General features: G+C 41.8%; 16 protein-coding genes. 14 read left to right on the forward strand and 2 right to left on the reverse strand.

What is annotated here, in order from left to right; translation table 11 throughout:
- Nucleotides 1-75: 75 nt before the first annotated feature.
- From leuS to lipA, 14 genes are all read left to right on the forward strand, one after another.
- Entirely contained in the window at nucleotides 76-2,667 is a 2,592-nt protein-coding gene (gene leuS / locus EGC82_RS17840) for a leucine--tRNA ligase (protein ID WP_124732699.1), read from the forward strand.
- A 129-nt stretch (nucleotides 2,668-2,796) separates the two neighbouring features.
- Nucleotides 2,797-3,291 (forward strand): LPS-assembly lipoprotein LptE, encoded by a 495-nt coding sequence (locus tag EGC82_RS17845; RefSeq protein ID WP_124732700.1) that lies wholly within the window; start codon nucleotides 2,797-2,799, stop codon nucleotides 3,289-3,291.
- Nucleotides 3,291-4,325 carry a DNA polymerase III subunit delta gene (gene holA, locus EGC82_RS17850; RefSeq protein ID WP_124731945.1) on the forward strand — a complete coding sequence of 345 codons (1,035 nt, stop codon included), beginning with the start codon at nucleotides 3,291-3,293 and terminating at the stop codon, nucleotides 4,323-4,325. Before EGC82_RS17845 ends, holA begins: the two co-directional genes overlap by 1 nt.
- A gap of 19 nt (nucleotides 4,326-4,344) precedes the next feature.
- Complete coding sequence (gene nadD, locus EGC82_RS17855) at nucleotides 4,345-4,980, forward strand: nicotinate-nucleotide adenylyltransferase (RefSeq protein WP_124731946.1); 636 nt, start codon at nucleotides 4,345-4,347, stop codon at nucleotides 4,978-4,980.
- A gap of 161 nt (nucleotides 4,981-5,141) precedes the next feature.
- Nucleotides 5,142-5,471, forward strand: a complete 330-nt coding sequence (gene rsfS / locus EGC82_RS17860; protein WP_011636184.1) for a ribosome silencing factor — start codon at nucleotides 5,142-5,144, stop codon at nucleotides 5,469-5,471.
- Nucleotides 5,471-5,941 (forward strand): 23S rRNA (pseudouridine(1915)-N(3))-methyltransferase RlmH, encoded by a 471-nt coding sequence (rlmH, locus tag EGC82_RS17865; protein ID WP_124731947.1) that lies wholly within the window; start codon nucleotides 5,471-5,473, stop codon nucleotides 5,939-5,941. The genes rsfS and rlmH overlap by 1 nt, the downstream gene beginning before the upstream one ends.
- Before the next feature lie 129 nt (nucleotides 5,942-6,070).
- Nucleotides 6,071-7,927 (forward strand): penicillin-binding protein 2, encoded by a 1,857-nt coding sequence (gene mrdA / locus EGC82_RS17870; RefSeq protein WP_124731948.1) that lies wholly within the window; start codon nucleotides 6,071-6,073, stop codon nucleotides 7,925-7,927.
- Nucleotides 7,909-9,030 (forward strand): rod shape-determining protein RodA, encoded by a 1,122-nt coding sequence (gene rodA, locus EGC82_RS17875; protein WP_415837667.1) that lies wholly within the window; start codon nucleotides 7,909-7,911, stop codon nucleotides 9,028-9,030. The genes mrdA and rodA overlap by 19 nt, the downstream gene beginning before the upstream one ends.
- Nucleotides 9,031-9,095: 65 nt before the next feature.
- Nucleotides 9,096-10,058, forward strand: a complete 963-nt coding sequence (gene mltB, locus EGC82_RS17880; protein WP_244212595.1) for a lytic murein transglycosylase B — start codon at nucleotides 9,096-9,098, stop codon at nucleotides 10,056-10,058.
- A complete protein-coding gene (locus tag EGC82_RS17885) occupies nucleotides 10,048-10,860 on the forward strand; it encodes a septal ring lytic transglycosylase RlpA family protein (RefSeq protein ID WP_124731951.1) in 813 nt (270 codons plus the stop codon). Before mltB ends, EGC82_RS17885 begins: the two co-directional genes overlap by 11 nt.
- A gap of 153 nt (nucleotides 10,861-11,013) precedes the next feature.
- Nucleotides 11,014-12,225 carry a serine hydrolase gene (locus tag EGC82_RS17890; RefSeq protein WP_124731952.1) on the forward strand — a complete coding sequence of 404 codons (1,212 nt, stop codon included), beginning with the start codon at nucleotides 11,014-11,016 and terminating at the stop codon, nucleotides 12,223-12,225.
- 155 nt (nucleotides 12,226-12,380) lie between these two features.
- Nucleotides 12,381-12,647: a DUF493 family protein YbeD gene (gene ybeD / locus EGC82_RS17895; RefSeq protein WP_011636177.1), complete on the forward strand. Its 267-nt coding sequence runs from the start codon at nucleotides 12,381-12,383 to the stop codon at nucleotides 12,645-12,647.
- Between the two features lie 102 nt (nucleotides 12,648-12,749).
- The gene (gene lipB, locus EGC82_RS17900) at nucleotides 12,750-13,400 is read left to right on the forward strand and encodes a lipoyl(octanoyl) transferase LipB (protein ID WP_124731953.1); all 651 of its coding nucleotides are present in this window, start codon (nucleotides 12,750-12,752) and stop codon (nucleotides 13,398-13,400) included.
- Entirely contained in the window at nucleotides 13,400-14,365 is a 966-nt protein-coding gene (gene lipA, locus EGC82_RS17905; RefSeq protein ID WP_124731954.1) for a lipoyl synthase, read from the forward strand. Before lipB ends, lipA begins: the two co-directional genes overlap by 1 nt.
- Nucleotides 14,366-14,455: 90 nt before the next feature.
- Here lipA and rimI read toward each other — a convergent pair whose 3' ends face one another.
- The gene (rimI, locus tag EGC82_RS17910) at nucleotides 14,456-14,914 is read right to left on the reverse strand and encodes a ribosomal protein S18-alanine N-acetyltransferase (RefSeq protein ID WP_124731955.1); all 459 of its coding nucleotides are present in this window, start codon (nucleotides 14,912-14,914) and stop codon (nucleotides 14,456-14,458) included.
- Nucleotides 14,901-15,275, reverse strand: coding sequence for a hypothetical protein (locus EGC82_RS17915; protein WP_124731956.1), 375 nt, complete (start codon nucleotides 15,273-15,275; stop codon nucleotides 14,901-14,903). Before EGC82_RS17915 ends, rimI begins: the two co-directional genes overlap by 14 nt.
- Nucleotides 15,276-15,329: the final 54 nt, after the last annotated feature.

Consider the following 15,329-nt stretch of genomic DNA (forward strand, 5'->3'; position numbering starts at 1 on the left):
TTTATTCTATGCAGTTATAAATCTCGCTGCTGAGCGTTAGATCAAACAATGGGCGGCATGGCCGGAAATAGATTGATGCAAGAGCTATATAATCCCTCAGAAATTGAAGCCTTAGTGCAAAAGCACTGGCACGAACATAAAACATTTGAAGTGACTGAAGATGAAAGCAAAGAGAAATTCTATTGTCTTTCAATGTTTCCTTATCCTTCAGGTCGTCTTCACATGGGTCACGTCCGCAACTACACAATAGGCGATGTAGTAGCACGATATCAACGTTTGCAAGGTAAAAATGTTTTGCAACCGATTGGTTGGGACTCATTTGGTCTGCCTGCAGAAAATGCCGCGATCAATAACAAGACCTCACCCGCGCCATGGACATACGAAAATATCGACTACATGAAGAACCAACTCAAGCTATTAGGGTTTGGTTATGACTGGAGCCGTGAAATCGCTACCTGTACTCCTGAGTACTATCGTTGGGAACAATGGTTTTTCACTCAGTTGTATGAAAAAGGTTTAGTGTACAAAAAAACCTCATCCGTAAACTGGTGTCCAAACGATGAAACCGTACTGGCGAACGAACAAGTTCAAGACGGTTGCTGTTGGCGTTGTGATACCCAGGTTATCCAAAAAGAAATTCCGCAGTGGTTTATTAAAATTACCGATTACGCTGAAGAATTGCTTAACGACCTTGATACGTTAGATGGCTGGCCTGAACAGGTTAAGTCTATGCAGCGTAACTGGATTGGCCGCAGTGAAGGTATTGAAATGACCTTTGCAGTGGCGGACAGTGACGCTACATTTGATATCTACACCACCCGTCCGGATACCTTAATGGGCGTCACCTATGTTGCTATTGCAGCAGGTCACCCATTAGCAATACAGGCTGCTGAAAATAATCCACAACTGGCTGAGTTTTTAGAAGAATGTAAAAATGCCGACACCACAGAAGCTGCGATGGCTTCAATGGAGAAAAAAGGTGTTGCTACAGGCTTACAGGCAGTTCATCCAATTAGTGGCAAATTAGTCCCAGTTTGGGTGGCTAACTTTGTATTAATGAATTATGGCACTGGTGCAGTAATGTCGGTTCCTGCTCATGATCAGCGCGATTATGAGTTTGCACTTAAATACAACCTTGCTATTGAAGCGGTGATCAAGCCTATTGAAGGCGAACTGGACATTAGCAAAGAAGCCTACAGTGAAAAAGGTATGGTATTTAACTCAGGTGATACTTTCCCTGAGCTAGACGGCTTAGACTTCCAAGCAGCCTTTGAAGCGATTAATGCTCGATTAACCGCTGAAGGCAAAGGTAAACGCCAAGTCAATTATCGTTTACGCGATTGGGGTGTGTCTCGTCAGCGTTATTGGGGTGCACCAATTCCAATGGTGACCCTCGCCGATGGTACTGTTGTGCCAACGCCTGAAGATCAACTTCCCGTTATTTTGCCAGAAGATGTGGTGATGGACGGTATTCAAAGTCCAATTAAAGCCGATAAAGCTTGGGCCGAAACCACTGTCAACGGTCAGCCAGCAACACGCGAAACAGATACCTTTGACACCTTTATGGAATCATCTTGGTACTACGCACGTTACTGTAGCCCGCATGCAGATGAAATGTTAGATCCAGCCAAAGCGAACTACTGGTTACCAGTAGATCAGTACATTGGCGGCATTGAACACGCGTGTATGCATTTGTTATATTTCCGCTTCTTCCATAAGTTACTGCGTGACGCAGGCTTAGTTAACAGTGATGAGCCAGCAAAGCAATTACTGACTCAAGGCATGGTATTAGCTGACGCTTACTACTACACCAACAAAAAAGGTGCCCGAGTTTGGGTATCACCTTTAGAAGTGACTGTGGTAGAAAAAGATGACAAAGGCCGCACGATAAAAGCGATAGACAATCAAGGTCATGAACTGGTTTACACCGGTATGAGTAAGATGTCTAAGTCAAAGAATAACGGCATTGACCCACAAGTCATGGTCGAAAAATACGGTGCTGACACAGTCCGTTTATTCATGATGTTTGCCTCGCCACCAGAATTAACCCTGGAATGGCAAGAGTCTGGCGTTGAGGGCGCACATCGCTTCATCAAACGTTTCTGGAAATTAGCAAGCGATCATGTTGCCGCAGGTAAAACTGAAGCACTAGATGTCAGCAAATTAAATGCTAATCAAAAAGCATTGCGCCGTGAATTACATAAGACCATCGCCAAAGTCAGTGATGACATTGCGCGTCGTCAAATGTTTAACACCGCTGTTGCCTCAGTAATGGAGCTAATGAACCATTTACTCAAAGCATCACAAGAAACCGCCCAAGACCGTGCATTACTTGCTGAAGCCTTGTCTGCTGTAACGCGTTTACTTTACCCTATCGTACCGCACATGACCTTTACGTTATGGAACGAGTTGGGTAACGAAGGCGATATTGAAAACAGCCGCTGGCCAGAAGTCGATGAGTCTGCATTGGTTGAAGACAGTAAACTGATTGTGGTTCAAGTTAATGGTAAAGTGCGTGCAAAAATCACAGTAGCCGCCGATGCATCAAAAGAAGATGTTGAAGCATTAGGCATGAGTGATGAACATGTACAGAAGCACACTGAAGGCTTAACGGTTCGTAAAGTTATTTACGTACCTGGCAAACTATTAAGTATTGTCGCTAACTAAATCGTCCAAATAGGGGAAAGCTCCTATAGGCAGATAGAGATGACGCTTCAGTGACATAACTTACCGTGGGTTACACCGCGGTAAGTTATTTATTTTAACGATGCAATAACAAGGATGCCTACCCTCACTATGCTAGCCAAAAAGATTTTATTGGCAATAATGACATTGGTAATACTCACCAGTGCAGGTTGCGGCTTTAAACTCCAACGCAGTTATTCTATTCCTGCTGAATTAGCTGAATTGCATTTAAGCAGCAGTGATGAATACAGTGAGTTAACTCGCTTAGTTCGTGACAGATTACGTATCAACCGCATTAGCCTTGTCGATGCAGCAGAAAAAATACCCACACTGCGATTAATCAATGACTCGCTAGAGCGCGCCACATTATCACTTTATCCCACAGGTAATGTCGCAGAATATGAGCTGATCTACTTAGTGCATTATTCAGTTACCTTACCAGGACAAGATCCGCAAGATTTTGATACTGAAATTCGCCGTGATTATCAGGATGATCCCCGTACAGCATTAGCAAAAAGTCGTGAAATGGAGTTGTTAGTTAAAGAGATGCGTGTGCAAGCAGCCGATTATATTATTCAAACTCTGGCGTCAATCGGAGCGGAGTAATGCGGGTTTATCCGGATCAACTCAAGCAGCACCTTAAACCACTGCCACAATGCTTTTTACTGTTTGGCGATGACCCATGGTTAATTGACAATAGCAAACAACTAATTCTTAGTGCCGCTAAAAAACAGGGTTTTGAAGAACGAGTGCAATTAAGTCAAGAAAGCGGCTTTAATTGGGGTGACTTAGTCCAAGAGTGGCAAGCAATGAGCTTATTTGCTAGTCGACGGATTATTGAATTAACCCTACCACAAGGTAAACCTGGTATCGAAGGCGCGGCGGCATTTCAAACATTGTTGCAACATCCAAATCCAGACATGCTACTCATTGTGCAAGGCCCTAAAGCCAGCGCAGAACAGACCAATACCAAATGGTTTAAATCGCTTGATGCCAAAGGCATATATTTACCTTGCACTACGCCTGAAGGTAAACAGTTTGAACGTTGGTTAGACAGCCGAATTACTCATTATCAGCTCACTGTTCACCATGATGCCAAAGCGATGCTGTTTACTTTATTTGAAGGTAACTTACTGGCTGGCGAACAAGCAATGCAATTGTTACAGTTGCTCAGTCCAAAGCAAAATATTACCCCAGAGCAACTGAGTCAATATTTCGAAGATCAATCTCGTTTTAGTGTATTTCAACTCTGTGATGCCATTCTAGGTAACCATCAAAAACACGCGCAGCACATGTTGGCTCAATTACAGGCCGAAGGCACTGCTATGCCGATTTTAATGTGGGCCTTATTCAAAGAAATTAACCTGTTGCTGACCTTAAAACTGGCAGTTCATAATGGTGAGCAACTGAGCAAGTTGTGGGGCCAGCACCGAATTTGGGATAAACGTAAACCACTGTACCAAGCCGCAATAACGCGCTTAGATTTAGATCATATCGAACATATGCTCGCATTTGCCTCTGCATTGGAATTAAATCTCAAACAAAAAGGGCGTGAAGATTGGATTGGCCTCAGTCATTTATGTATTTTATTCGATCCTCGGGCGCATAACCGTTTAGCCCATATTGAATTAACTGACTGACACTAAAAAAGGATTACGAATGCGTATCGGTATTTTGGGCGGCACCTTCGACCCTATCCACCTAGGACATATTAATCCGGCATTAGACGTAAAACAGCAACTTAATTTAGACCAGATTTGGTTAATGCCCAATCATATTCCTCCACACAAAAATACTACCGTAGTGAGCAGCCATCACCGACTTGAAATGGTGAAGTTAGTTTGCCAACAGCACCCAGAATTTGAGCTATGTGATATCGAAATCAATCGCGATACTCCCTCTTACAGTGTCACCACGCTCACCTTGCTCACATTGCAGTATCCAGATAATGAATTTTTTTTCATTATGGGTATGGACTCATTTGTTCAACTACCCTTGTGGTATCAATGGCAATCATTGTTTAATCTGTGTCATATCGCACTATGCCAGCGCCCTGGATGGACAATGGATACACATAGCGAAATGACTAAACAACTATTATTTAGACAAGCAAACGTAGACTATCTCGACTCAGCACAGCACGCTAAACATGGCAGAATATTTTGCATCAACAGCCAGTTAGTCGATATATCTTCAACTGAGATCCGTCAACGTTTAGCTCAAAATATAGATATCAGCAGCGTATTAACTCAAACAACTGCCGACTATATCCGCCAACATAGACTCTATCGTTAACACAATAATCACCAAGGTGGTTAACACAACTCTTAGGATTATTGGTTAACTCAATATCAACCACTAAATTAAATCTACCGTTGTTTACCCGTGCTTAATTGCGCATTAACAGTGAATTTGAGTATAATACTCCGTTAATTTTTACTTATGAGGTACTTCGAGTGCAAGGCACCGAACTAAAAGATTTCGTTATCGACAAAGTCGATGATTTAAAAGCAAAAAATATTACTGTTATAGATGTTTCTAAACGGTCAACTATCACCGACACCATGATCATTTGTACTGGTACGTCGAAAACACACGTTCGTTCTATTGGTGAACACGTGATCGTGTCAGCTAAAAATGCTGGCGTGCAACCTCTTGGGGTTGAAGGACGAGACAGCAGCGAATGGGTTTTAGTTGATTTAGGCTCAGTTATTTTGCACGTGATGCAAGAACAGACTCGTGATTATTACGAGCTTGAAAAACTTTGGTCTGAACACAGCGTCTAATGAAGTTACAGCTTATTGCCGTTGGCACAAAAATGCCTGACTGGGTAACCCGAGGCTTCGAAGAATACCAACGCCGTTTTCCTAGAGATATGGCTTTGGAACTCATCGAAATCCCTGCTGGGAAGCGCGGAAAAAATGCAGATATCGCCCGAATTTTACATAAGGAAGGCGAATTAATGCTCGCGGCAGTAGCCAAAGGTAACCACATTGTTAGTTTAGATTTACCCGGTAAAAACTGGATAACCCCAGAACTTGCCGAGCAAATGACAAAGTGGCAACTAGATGGTAGAGATGTCAGCTTACTTATTGGTGGCCCAGAAGGACTTTCACCTGCTTGCAAAGAGGCGGCCAACCAAAGCTGGTGTTTGTCTGCCCTAACCTTACCTCATCCTTTGGTTAGGGTTATTGTGGCAGAAAGCCTATATCGAGCTTGGAGCGTCAATAACAATCATCCATATCACAGAGAATAAACTCAGTCGCATGAATAACTTAGCTTATAGATAATGATTATCATGCTACTCTTTTTTTCATACCCATCAGCTGATACAGTGACTTTTTATAACCCAACCTTTCATTTGGTAACGACGGGGATAGCATAAGTGTCGCCAAAAAAGCGCATTACCATGCATGATCACGCCGCAGAGGCCGCGCTATTTAAACGCCGTGCATTCTTCACTTTCGTTTGTGTATTCTTATTACTCTGCATATTATTTTCAAATCTTTATCATCTGCAAGTTGTCTCTTACAAAGACTATGAAACTCGTTCAAATGATAACCGTATCCGTGTGGTTCCAACTCCGCCGAGTAGAGGGTTGATTTATGACCGCCATGGTGTGCTATTAGCCGAAAACCAACCTTATTATTCTTTAGAACTTATTCCAGAGAAAGTCGAGGATATTACTGCCACCTTAGATGAGCTTAATACCTTTATTGAACTCTCAGAAGATGATCGTGAAAACATTACTGAAACGCTCAAGTTTCACCGTCGTTTTAAGCCGTTAACGATCAAGAGCAAATTAACCGACGAACAAGTCGCTATTTTTAGTGTTAATCAATATAAATTTCCCGGCATTTACGTTGAAGCAGGCCTTAAGCGTCATTATCCTTATAACGCATTACTGACCCATGTGCTTGGCTATGTTGGCAAGATTAATACCCGCGATAAAGCATTGCTTGAAAAAAGCAGCCAGTGGAAAAACTATGCTGCAACCAAAGATATTGGTAAGCAGGGTATTGAAAAATTTTATGAAAGTTTGCTTCATGGTATTCCAGGCCACCTCGAAGAAGAAGTGAATAACCGTGGCCGAGTGATCCGTACCCTCAAAGTTACCCCGCCGACACCGGGACAAGATATCTATCTAACACTCGATCTCAAACTACAGCAAAAAGCCATGGAACTGTTAGATGGCCGTAAAGGATCTGTTGTGGCAATAGACCCCAGAGATGGTGGTGTTTTAGCGATGATATCGAGCCCATCATATGACCCTAACCCATTTGTACATGGTATTTCTTCTAAAGCCTATAATGACCTGTTAAATGATAAATCGAGACCATTAATTAACCGCGCAACCCAAGGACAATACTCTCCGGCGTCAACCATAAAGCCGCATGTTGCCTTACTGGGTTTGGAAGAGAAAATCATTAGCGAACGCACGCGTATTTGGGATCCTGGCTATTGGCAAATGCCCGGTGTTGATCGTAAATGGGGTGACTGGAAAAAATGGGGCCATGGCTGGGTAGATATCTACCATGCCATTGTTGAGTCCTGTGATATTTTCTTTTATGACCTAGTCTACAAAGTTGGTATTGATAAAATGGCGATATTTATGGAGCGCTTTGGCTTTGGCAAAAGTACTGGTATTGATATTTTCGAAGAGTCTGATGGGGTGATGCCATCCCGAGACTGGAAAAGAATGCGATATAATCAGCCTTGGTATAACGGCGATACCATTTCGGTGGGTATTGGCCAAGGCTATTGGACTACGACCCCATTACAGCTTGCTAATGCGGTGACAATTATGGCCAATAAAGGCAAACGATTTACACCTCATCTATTAAAATCATTTAAAAATAGTACTGTTAAAATTGATTCTCCTATTGATGAGCAGTTGCCAATAGAACTTAAAGATCCGCGTAATTGGGACATCATTAATGAGGCAATGCGTCAAACCGCCGATAAATCGCACTTTACTGATGCTAGTTATACCGCCGCAATGAAAACAGGTACTGCACAGGTATTTAGTGTCGGCAAAGATCAAAAGTATAATGCCGACACCATAGCAGATCACCTGCGCGATAATGCACTCGTGGTTGCTTATGCACCCTATGAAAATCCTCGTATTGTTTTAGCAGTGGTACTTGAAAATGCGGGTTGGGGCGGCAAAAATGCCGGCCCGGTCGCAAGAGCATTGCTCGATGAGTATATGTTACGCGACAAATGGGCGGTAAAACCGTGAATAATCATCCCTATCAAAAATCATTTTGGCAAAATATCCACATAGATGTGCCATTACTCATCGGCCTATTAATACTGATGGGGTTTGGGCTTTTTGTTATCTATTCAGCCAGTGGTGAAGATCCTGCCATGATGGAACGCCAGCTGGTTCGTATGACACTGTCGCTGGGGGTAATGTTTTGTTTTGCACAAATCAATCCCGAGATACTCAGGCGTTGGGCATTACCTATTTACATCGCCGGAATAATATTACTGTTAGGCGTAGAGTTATTTGGCACCATTAACAAAGGTGCACAACGTTGGTTAAATCTCGGATTTATGGAGTTTCAGCCGTCGGAATTAATAAAACTAGCCTTCCCTATCACCATGGCTTGGTATATCAGTAAATTCCCATTACCACCGAAAAAGCGCTACTTAGCCGGTGGGGTGATTATTTTATTGATCCCAACACTCTTAATTGCAAAACAACCTGACTTAGGCACCTCTATTTTGGTGGCGGCATCAGGGGTGTTTGTGTTGTTTCTGTCAGGCATGAGTTGGCTAATTGTCGGTGGTTTTGTCACCGCCATTTTAATCTTTTTACCTGTGTTATGGTTCTTCTTGATGCACGATTATCAGCGCACTCGAGTATTAACCTTGTTTAATCCTGAACAAGATCCTTTGGGCGCGGGTTATCATATTATCCAATCTAAAATAGCCATTGGTTCTGGTGGAATGTGGGGCAAAGGTTGGCTTGATGGCACTCAATCACAATTAGAATTTTTACCAGAGCGTCACACCGACTTTATTTTTGCGGTAATAGGCGAAGAGTTTGGACTTATTGGCAGTTTACTCTTATTAGCAATGTATTTATTTGTGATTGGCAGGGGCCTTGTTATTGCTTCACGAGCACAGACTAGCTTTGCACGCTTATTGGCCGGGAGTATCACCTTAACATTCTTCGTCTATGTTTTTGTTAACATTGGCATGGTATCAGGTATTTTACCTGTAGTAGGAGTCCCTTTACCACTGATAAGCTATGGTGGAACCTCGATGCTGACCTTAATGACAGGCTTTGGTATTCTAATGAGCATTCACACCCACAGACGATTTGTCGACCGATAGGATTAACCTTAACTATGACAAAAATAACCGTTCAAATCGCCAGCTTAGCACTACTTAGCAGCGTCATGTTCAATCTCAATGCTGCAACTGAAAATGATCCCCAAGCATTACAAAGTGCATTTGTAAAAGAGCAGGTAAAAAAAGGCGTTAGCAAGGCTGAGGTGGAACAGTTTTTATCTACTTCCACCTTCGATCAGAGCATCATTGATGCCATGACTAAACCCTGGGAAGCTAAGCCTTGGCACCAGTATTATCCTATTTTCCTAACCGACAAGCGCCTAGAAAAAGGCTTAGCTTTTTGGCAAGAAAACCATGCTGTGATTAGTCAAGCCTCTGAAAAATTTAACGTTGACCCACAAATTATTGTTGCCATTATTGGTATTGAAACCTTTTATGGCGGCTATATGGGTAATTATCGAGTGCAAGATGCGTTATACACATTAGGTTTTTATTATCCACCTAGAGCAACGTTTTTTCGCAGTGAATACGCTAATTTAATGGCACTTATCAAAGAAGAAAAACTTGATAATAGTAGCCTAAAAGGCTCTTACGCTGGCGCAATGGGTTATGGTCAATTCATTCCATCAAGTTACCGCCATTATGCGGTCGACTTTGACGGTGACGGTCGACGTGACTTATTAACCAGTAAAGCCGACGCTATTGGTAGTGTAGCTAATTATTTTCATCAGCATGGATGGCAAAAAGGCCAACCGGTAGCACTATTGTTAAACCATACAGGTAGCACAACACCTAAAGCTAAAGTATGGACCAAAGAAAAGCTGCATTATAAAGTATCAGATATTCTTAGCCCAACCCTGAGCCTAGCGAATAACCAAGATTTGGATGCTTCCCAAAAAGCCTTATTAGTAAAGTTAGACCAAGCAGAGAATACTGAGTATTGGTTAGGACTAAAAAACTTTTATGTCATCACCCGATACAATAGAAGCCCCTTATATGCAATGGCGGTTTATCAATTTAGCCAACAACTTAACGCTCATTACCAATCGGTAAATAAACATGACCATTAATTACCGTTTCATCCTATTAATCATTTTTAGCAGTGTATTACTGATAAGCTGTTCGTCAAACGAGGGTAACAAAACCTCTTCCGGCAAAAAAAGCCGCTATCAGATGACTGACGATCGTTATCCTGATGACGCGCCGGACGTTAGCTTGGTTAAAAATGCCCAACCTAAATACGAACCTTACAGCAGACAAGGTAATCGTAACTATTCGGTTTTGGGTAAAAGCTATCAAGTACTCGACACAGGAAAGGGATTTAAAGAGCAAGGTCATGCTTCATGGTATGGTTCAAAGTTTCATGGCCATTTAACCTCTAATGGCGAAACTTATGATATGTACACTATGTCTGCCGCGCATAAAAACCTGCCCTTGCCCAGTTATGTCAAAGTGACTAACTTAGACAATAACAAGCAAATTATTGTCCGTGTAAATGACCGTGGACCGTTTCATCATGGCCGAGTGATTGATCTTTCGTATGCTGCGGCTTATCACTTAGGCATGCTGGCTAGAGGAACCGCAAAAGTCGCTATCGAAACCGTTTACATTGCCTCACCCGAAGAACGAGTCATTAGTGATTTAAAAGATGATGATAATCATTTTATTCAAGTTGCCGCCTCCCAAGATAAGCTGCGCATCAATATGCTAGCCAGACAGCTAGAAACCAAATATGCCGTGACCTCTCGCGTGACATCGATAAATGGTATGCACAGATTGCAATTGGGCCCTATCAGACAAATTCATCTGACCAATAAGTTGCTCGAACGTGTACAAGCTGATGGCTATCCGCAGAGCTTTATCGTACCGTAAGCCATAATATTGGTACGAAATGGTCTCATTAAGGTTCATTTACATTGGATGAATGAACCTTAATGCGAAATGATTGCCTACTAATGTATAATCAACAAATTATACCAATTGATCTTTGTCTTTTCTTCGACTAACCAGAGACGTGCTAACTTCATGATGACTTCCAAAACCGCTCAATTAACAACGATGCTCTTGGCATCAGTTGTCTGTTTTTCTTCACTCGCAGCAACGCCACAACCTGATATACGTCCAACACCAAATCGTGCTCCTATGGTTACACCAGACGCACCAAGTGTTGCGGCTAAAGCCTATGTGCTAATGGATTATAATTCTGGCAGAGTCATTGCCGAAGAAAATGCTTACGAAAGTTTAAACCCAGCAAGTCTGACGAAAATGATGACCAGTTATGTCATTGGCCATGAAATCCGCGTTGGTAATATTTCACTTGATGATGATGTCGCTATTACTAAAAATGCTTGGGCAAAGAATTTCCCAGACTCATCTAAAATGTTTATTGAAGTGGGTAAGACAGTCAAAGTACACGACTTAAACCGCGGTATTATTATTCAATCGGGTAATGATGCCTGCGTTGCAATGGCTGAACACATTGCTGGTACTGAAGGGGCTTTCGTTGATCTAATGAACTCATGGGCCAAGCAATTGGGCATGAAAGATAGTTACTTTGAAAACTCTCATGGTTTAGATTCAGAAAATCATAAAACCACAGCTTATGATATGGCCATTTTAGGTGCAGCGCTTATTCGTGATGTGCCAGAAGAATACAAAGTCTATTCAGAAAAATCGTTTACGTATAATGGCATTAAGCAATATAACCGTAATGGATTATTATGGGATAAAAGCTTAAATGTTGATGGTATTAAAACGGGCCACACATCTGGTGCAGGTTACAACCTAGTATCATCAGGTACTAGCGAAGGTATGCGCCTTATCAGCGTAGTGATGGGCACATCAAGTGAATCGGCCCGTAAAGCTGAAAGCAAAAAACTGCTTAACTATGGTTTCCGTTTCTTTGAAACCATTACGCCGTATAAAGCTGGCGATACTTTCGTAACGCAACAAATTTGGTATGGCGATAGAGAAACCGTTGATCTCGGTGTTATCACTGATACCCCTATTACGATTAGCCGTGGTAAAGCAAAAGATTTGCAAGCTAACTTTGAATTAACTAAGCCGTTAACTGCTCCGCTAGCTAAAGGCGAAACAGTCGGTAGGGTCTTTTTCCAACTTGACGGAAAAGACATTGCTCAGTTCCCATTAGTGACATTAAATGAAGTCCAAGAAGGCAGTTGGTTCAGTAAGCTAATGGATTACTTTAAGCAAATGTTTGCTAGTTGGTTTGAGTAATTAATCAAATTTACATGATTCACTAATGAAACTATTAGTGAATCAACTAATTAAAGCCGCCTAATCAGCGGCTTTAATTTTTTCAGATCTATTAGGCTTGAATCGGGTATAATCGCCACCATATTAGTAATACCAAAACAGAATCGAGTAAGTTAATGTTAAATACAACGTTTGACCAAGTGATGGAATTTCCTAATTCGTGCCCTTTCAAAGTAATTGGTGACGCGGATGATACCTTAGCCGATCGTGTTGTTGCCGTTGCACAACAACTTGCTCCTGGTGATTATGTTCCAAGTGTTAAAGCATCAAGTAAAGGCAGTTACTATTCAGTAACTATCCGTATTACTGTTACCAGCAAAGAACATATTGAAAAAGCGTACATCGATCTTGCCGCAATTGAAGGCGTAAAACGCGTCTTGTAAATGCCAGAAAAGTCATCTCCATCGATAAACATGAGTATAATACTCAAGAATTAATCCATTGTTTCAATGGACACACACATTTACCTGGGGGAGACGTTGCCCTTGCAAGCACAAACACTGCACGTTCGCCATCTTGGCATGCAAGACTATGAATCAACATGGCATGCAATGCAGGACTATACTGACACTCGAGATAGCGACAGCCAAGATGAACTTTGGATTGTTGAGCATCAACCAGTATTTACCCAAGGCCAAGCAGGTAAAAGCGAGCATATACTCAACCCAGGCAATATTCCGGTTATTCAAGTCGACCGTGGTGGTCAAGTTACTTATCATGGACCTGGTCAATTAGTGGTTTATCCACTTATCGATATCAAACGTAATAAACTAGGTGTTCGTCAGTTAGTGAACAACATAGAGCAAAGCATTGTCGATATGCTCGCTTATTATGATATCAATGCTTACGCAAAAGCTGATGCTCCAGGTGTTTATGTCACCGAACGAAAAGTAGCCTCTTTAGGATTACGCATTCGTAAAGGTTGCTCTTTTCACGGCTTAGCACTCAATGTCGATATGGACTTAGCCCCGTTTCAGCGTATTAATCCTTGCGGATATGCCGGTTTAGAAATGGTGCAATGCAAAGCATTGGGCGGACCACAGACGGTACTTGAAGCTGGCGATAAATTAATCCAAACCTTTAGCCAAATTATGGGCTATCAACAAATTGTACATCATCAAGGATTAGCAGAATAATGAATAGGCCTGAAAGATTACAACCAGGTGTCAAATTACGTGATGCCGATAAAGTCGCTCGAATTCCTATAAAAGTCGTGCCATCAGAGCGCGAAACTATGCTGCGAAAGCCAGATTGGTTGCGAGTAAAATTACCCTCATCAAATCAACGTATTCTTGAAATAAAAGCAGCATTACGTAAAAATGGATTACATTCAGTTTGTGAAGAAGCATCTTGTCCTAACTTAGCAGAATGCTTTAACCACGGTACGGCAACCTTTATGATCTTAGGGGCTATTTGTACTCGTCGTTGCCCATTTTGTGATGTAGCCCATGGCCGACCACTTAAAGCCGATGCTGATGAGCCTAAAAAACTAGCGCAAACCATTAAAGACATGAAGTTAAAATATGTAGTAATTACTTCAGTTGACCGTGATGACTTACGTGATGGCGGCGCACAACATTTTGCAGATTGTATTCGCGAGATTCGCTTATTAAACCCTGAAATAAAGATTGAAACACTTGTACCTGATTTCCGTGGCCGTATTGATGCTGCTTTAGATATTTTAGCAACTGAGCCTCCTGATGTATTCAATCACAATCTAGAGACTGCACCAGCTCATTATCGCAAAGCGCGTCCTGGTGCTAACTACCAGTGGTCATTAGATCTGCTTAAGCGCTTTAAAGAGCGTCACCCAACTATTCCGACAAAGTCTGGTTTAATGATGGGCTTAGGTGAAACTAACGAAGAGATAGCTGACGTATTACGCGATTTACGTGCTCATAATGTTGAAATGCTAACCCTTGGTCAGTACTTACAACCGTCTAAATTCCACCTGCCGGTTGAACGTTATGTTCCACCAGCTGAATTTGATGAATTGAAAGCATTAGCCGATAAACTTGGTTTTACCCATGCAGCTTGTGGTCCATTGGTCCGTTCAAGCTACCATGCTGATTTACAAGCACAGGGTAAAGAAGTGAAGTAATTGAGTCTTACTGAATAAAAAAACAGCGCTCAAGTAGCGCTGTTTTTTATTTTAATAAATCTGCAATAAGCCCGATGCAATATTCAAACGTTACACTAATGATAAATCCATTAAAATAGCGTCTTCATAGCCATTATTAGCAGGGTAATAGTCTTTACGTCGCCCTGCCTCAATAAAACCGAATTTGCCATATAAGTATTTTGCCGCCTCATTTGACTGACGCACTTCAAGCATCAACACAACGGCGCCGGCACTTTTTGCATCATCAATTAGCTGCTGCATTAATAAGCCACCAAAACCAACGCCCTGTTTTTCAGGTGCAACACAAATATCAAGTAATGTCGCCTCGTCAATTATTTGCTGTACTATCGCAAAACCTAATAAGTCACCTTGCTGCTTAATCCCCACGGCTCGATATAAAGGTCCAAAACACTCTCTTAAGCCAGTTTCAGACCAAGGATGAGTATGAGCTTGGTTTTCAATTTTAGCCATTACTGCAGCATGCTCAATACTAAGGGGGACAATCAAGTCAGTATCAATGTTGCTCATTGGACTCACCTTTACTTAATTGTTGCACTTTATCTAAATGCTGAAATATTTGCTGCCATAAATAGCGTTTTTCATCAGCATGAGTATGTAAATCTGTTAATGGAGCACTGATAATCCAAGCAACACGAGGCCGGACTTTTGTCTTACGCATATCCCATATAACCTGCGGTCCTTTGATCATTTCACAATCAAACTCACACTGATCAATTTCAACGTTTAATAAACGCAGTACATCATTAATAAAGATCTGATCAGACAAATCGGCATCGAGATCATGTAACACTAAATAAGGTTTTAACGGTTTATCGGCACTAAGCCAGCGAGTAATATTCATCGCATCTAAATAAGCGGATTTATCCATCGAACTCTCAAAACAAGGATACTCTGGCAAGCATAGCAGCTAAGTAAATAAGGT

This window comes from Shewanella livingstonensis, from assembly GCF_003855395.1.
Classification (GTDB): Bacteria; Pseudomonadota; Gammaproteobacteria; order Enterobacterales; family Shewanellaceae; genus Shewanella; species Shewanella livingstonensis.

Excerpts from the sequence above, each read along its gene's own strand:
- EGC82_RS17915 (WP_124731956.1), bottom strand. The coding sequence starts at position 15,275 with ATGGATAAATCCGCTTATTTAGATGCGATGAATATTACTCGCTGGCTT.
- ybeD (WP_011636177.1), top strand. The coding sequence starts at position 12,381 with ATGTTAAATACAACGTTTGACCAAGTGATGGAATTTCCTAATTCGTGC.
- nadD (WP_124731946.1), top strand. The coding sequence starts at position 4,345 with ATGCGTATCGGTATTTTGGGCGGCACCTTCGACCCTATCCACCTAGGA.
- rodA (WP_415837667.1), top strand. The coding sequence starts at position 7,909 with ATGGGCGGTAAAACCGTGAATAATCATCCCTATCAAAAATCATTTTGG.
- mltB (WP_244212595.1), top strand. The coding sequence starts at position 9,096 with ATGTTCAATCTCAATGCTGCAACTGAAAATGATCCCCAAGCATTACAA.
- EGC82_RS17890 (WP_124731952.1), top strand. The coding sequence starts at position 11,014 with ATGATGACTTCCAAAACCGCTCAATTAACAACGATGCTCTTGGCATCA.
- rlmH (WP_124731947.1), top strand. The coding sequence starts at position 5,471 with ATGAAGTTACAGCTTATTGCCGTTGGCACAAAAATGCCTGACTGGGTA.
- rimI (WP_124731955.1), bottom strand. The coding sequence starts at position 14,914 with ATGAGCAACATTGATACTGACTTGATTGTCCCCCTTAGTATTGAGCAT.
- EGC82_RS17885 (WP_124731951.1), top strand. The coding sequence starts at position 10,048 with ATGACCATTAATTACCGTTTCATCCTATTAATCATTTTTAGCAGTGTA.
- holA (WP_124731945.1), top strand. The coding sequence starts at position 3,291 with ATGCGGGTTTATCCGGATCAACTCAAGCAGCACCTTAAACCACTGCCA.
- lipA (WP_124731954.1), top strand. The coding sequence starts at position 13,400 with ATGAATAGGCCTGAAAGATTACAACCAGGTGTCAAATTACGTGATGCC.
- EGC82_RS17845 (WP_124732700.1), top strand. The coding sequence starts at position 2,797 with ATGCTAGCCAAAAAGATTTTATTGGCAATAATGACATTGGTAATACTC.
- leuS (WP_124732699.1), top strand. The coding sequence starts at position 76 with ATGCAAGAGCTATATAATCCCTCAGAAATTGAAGCCTTAGTGCAAAAG.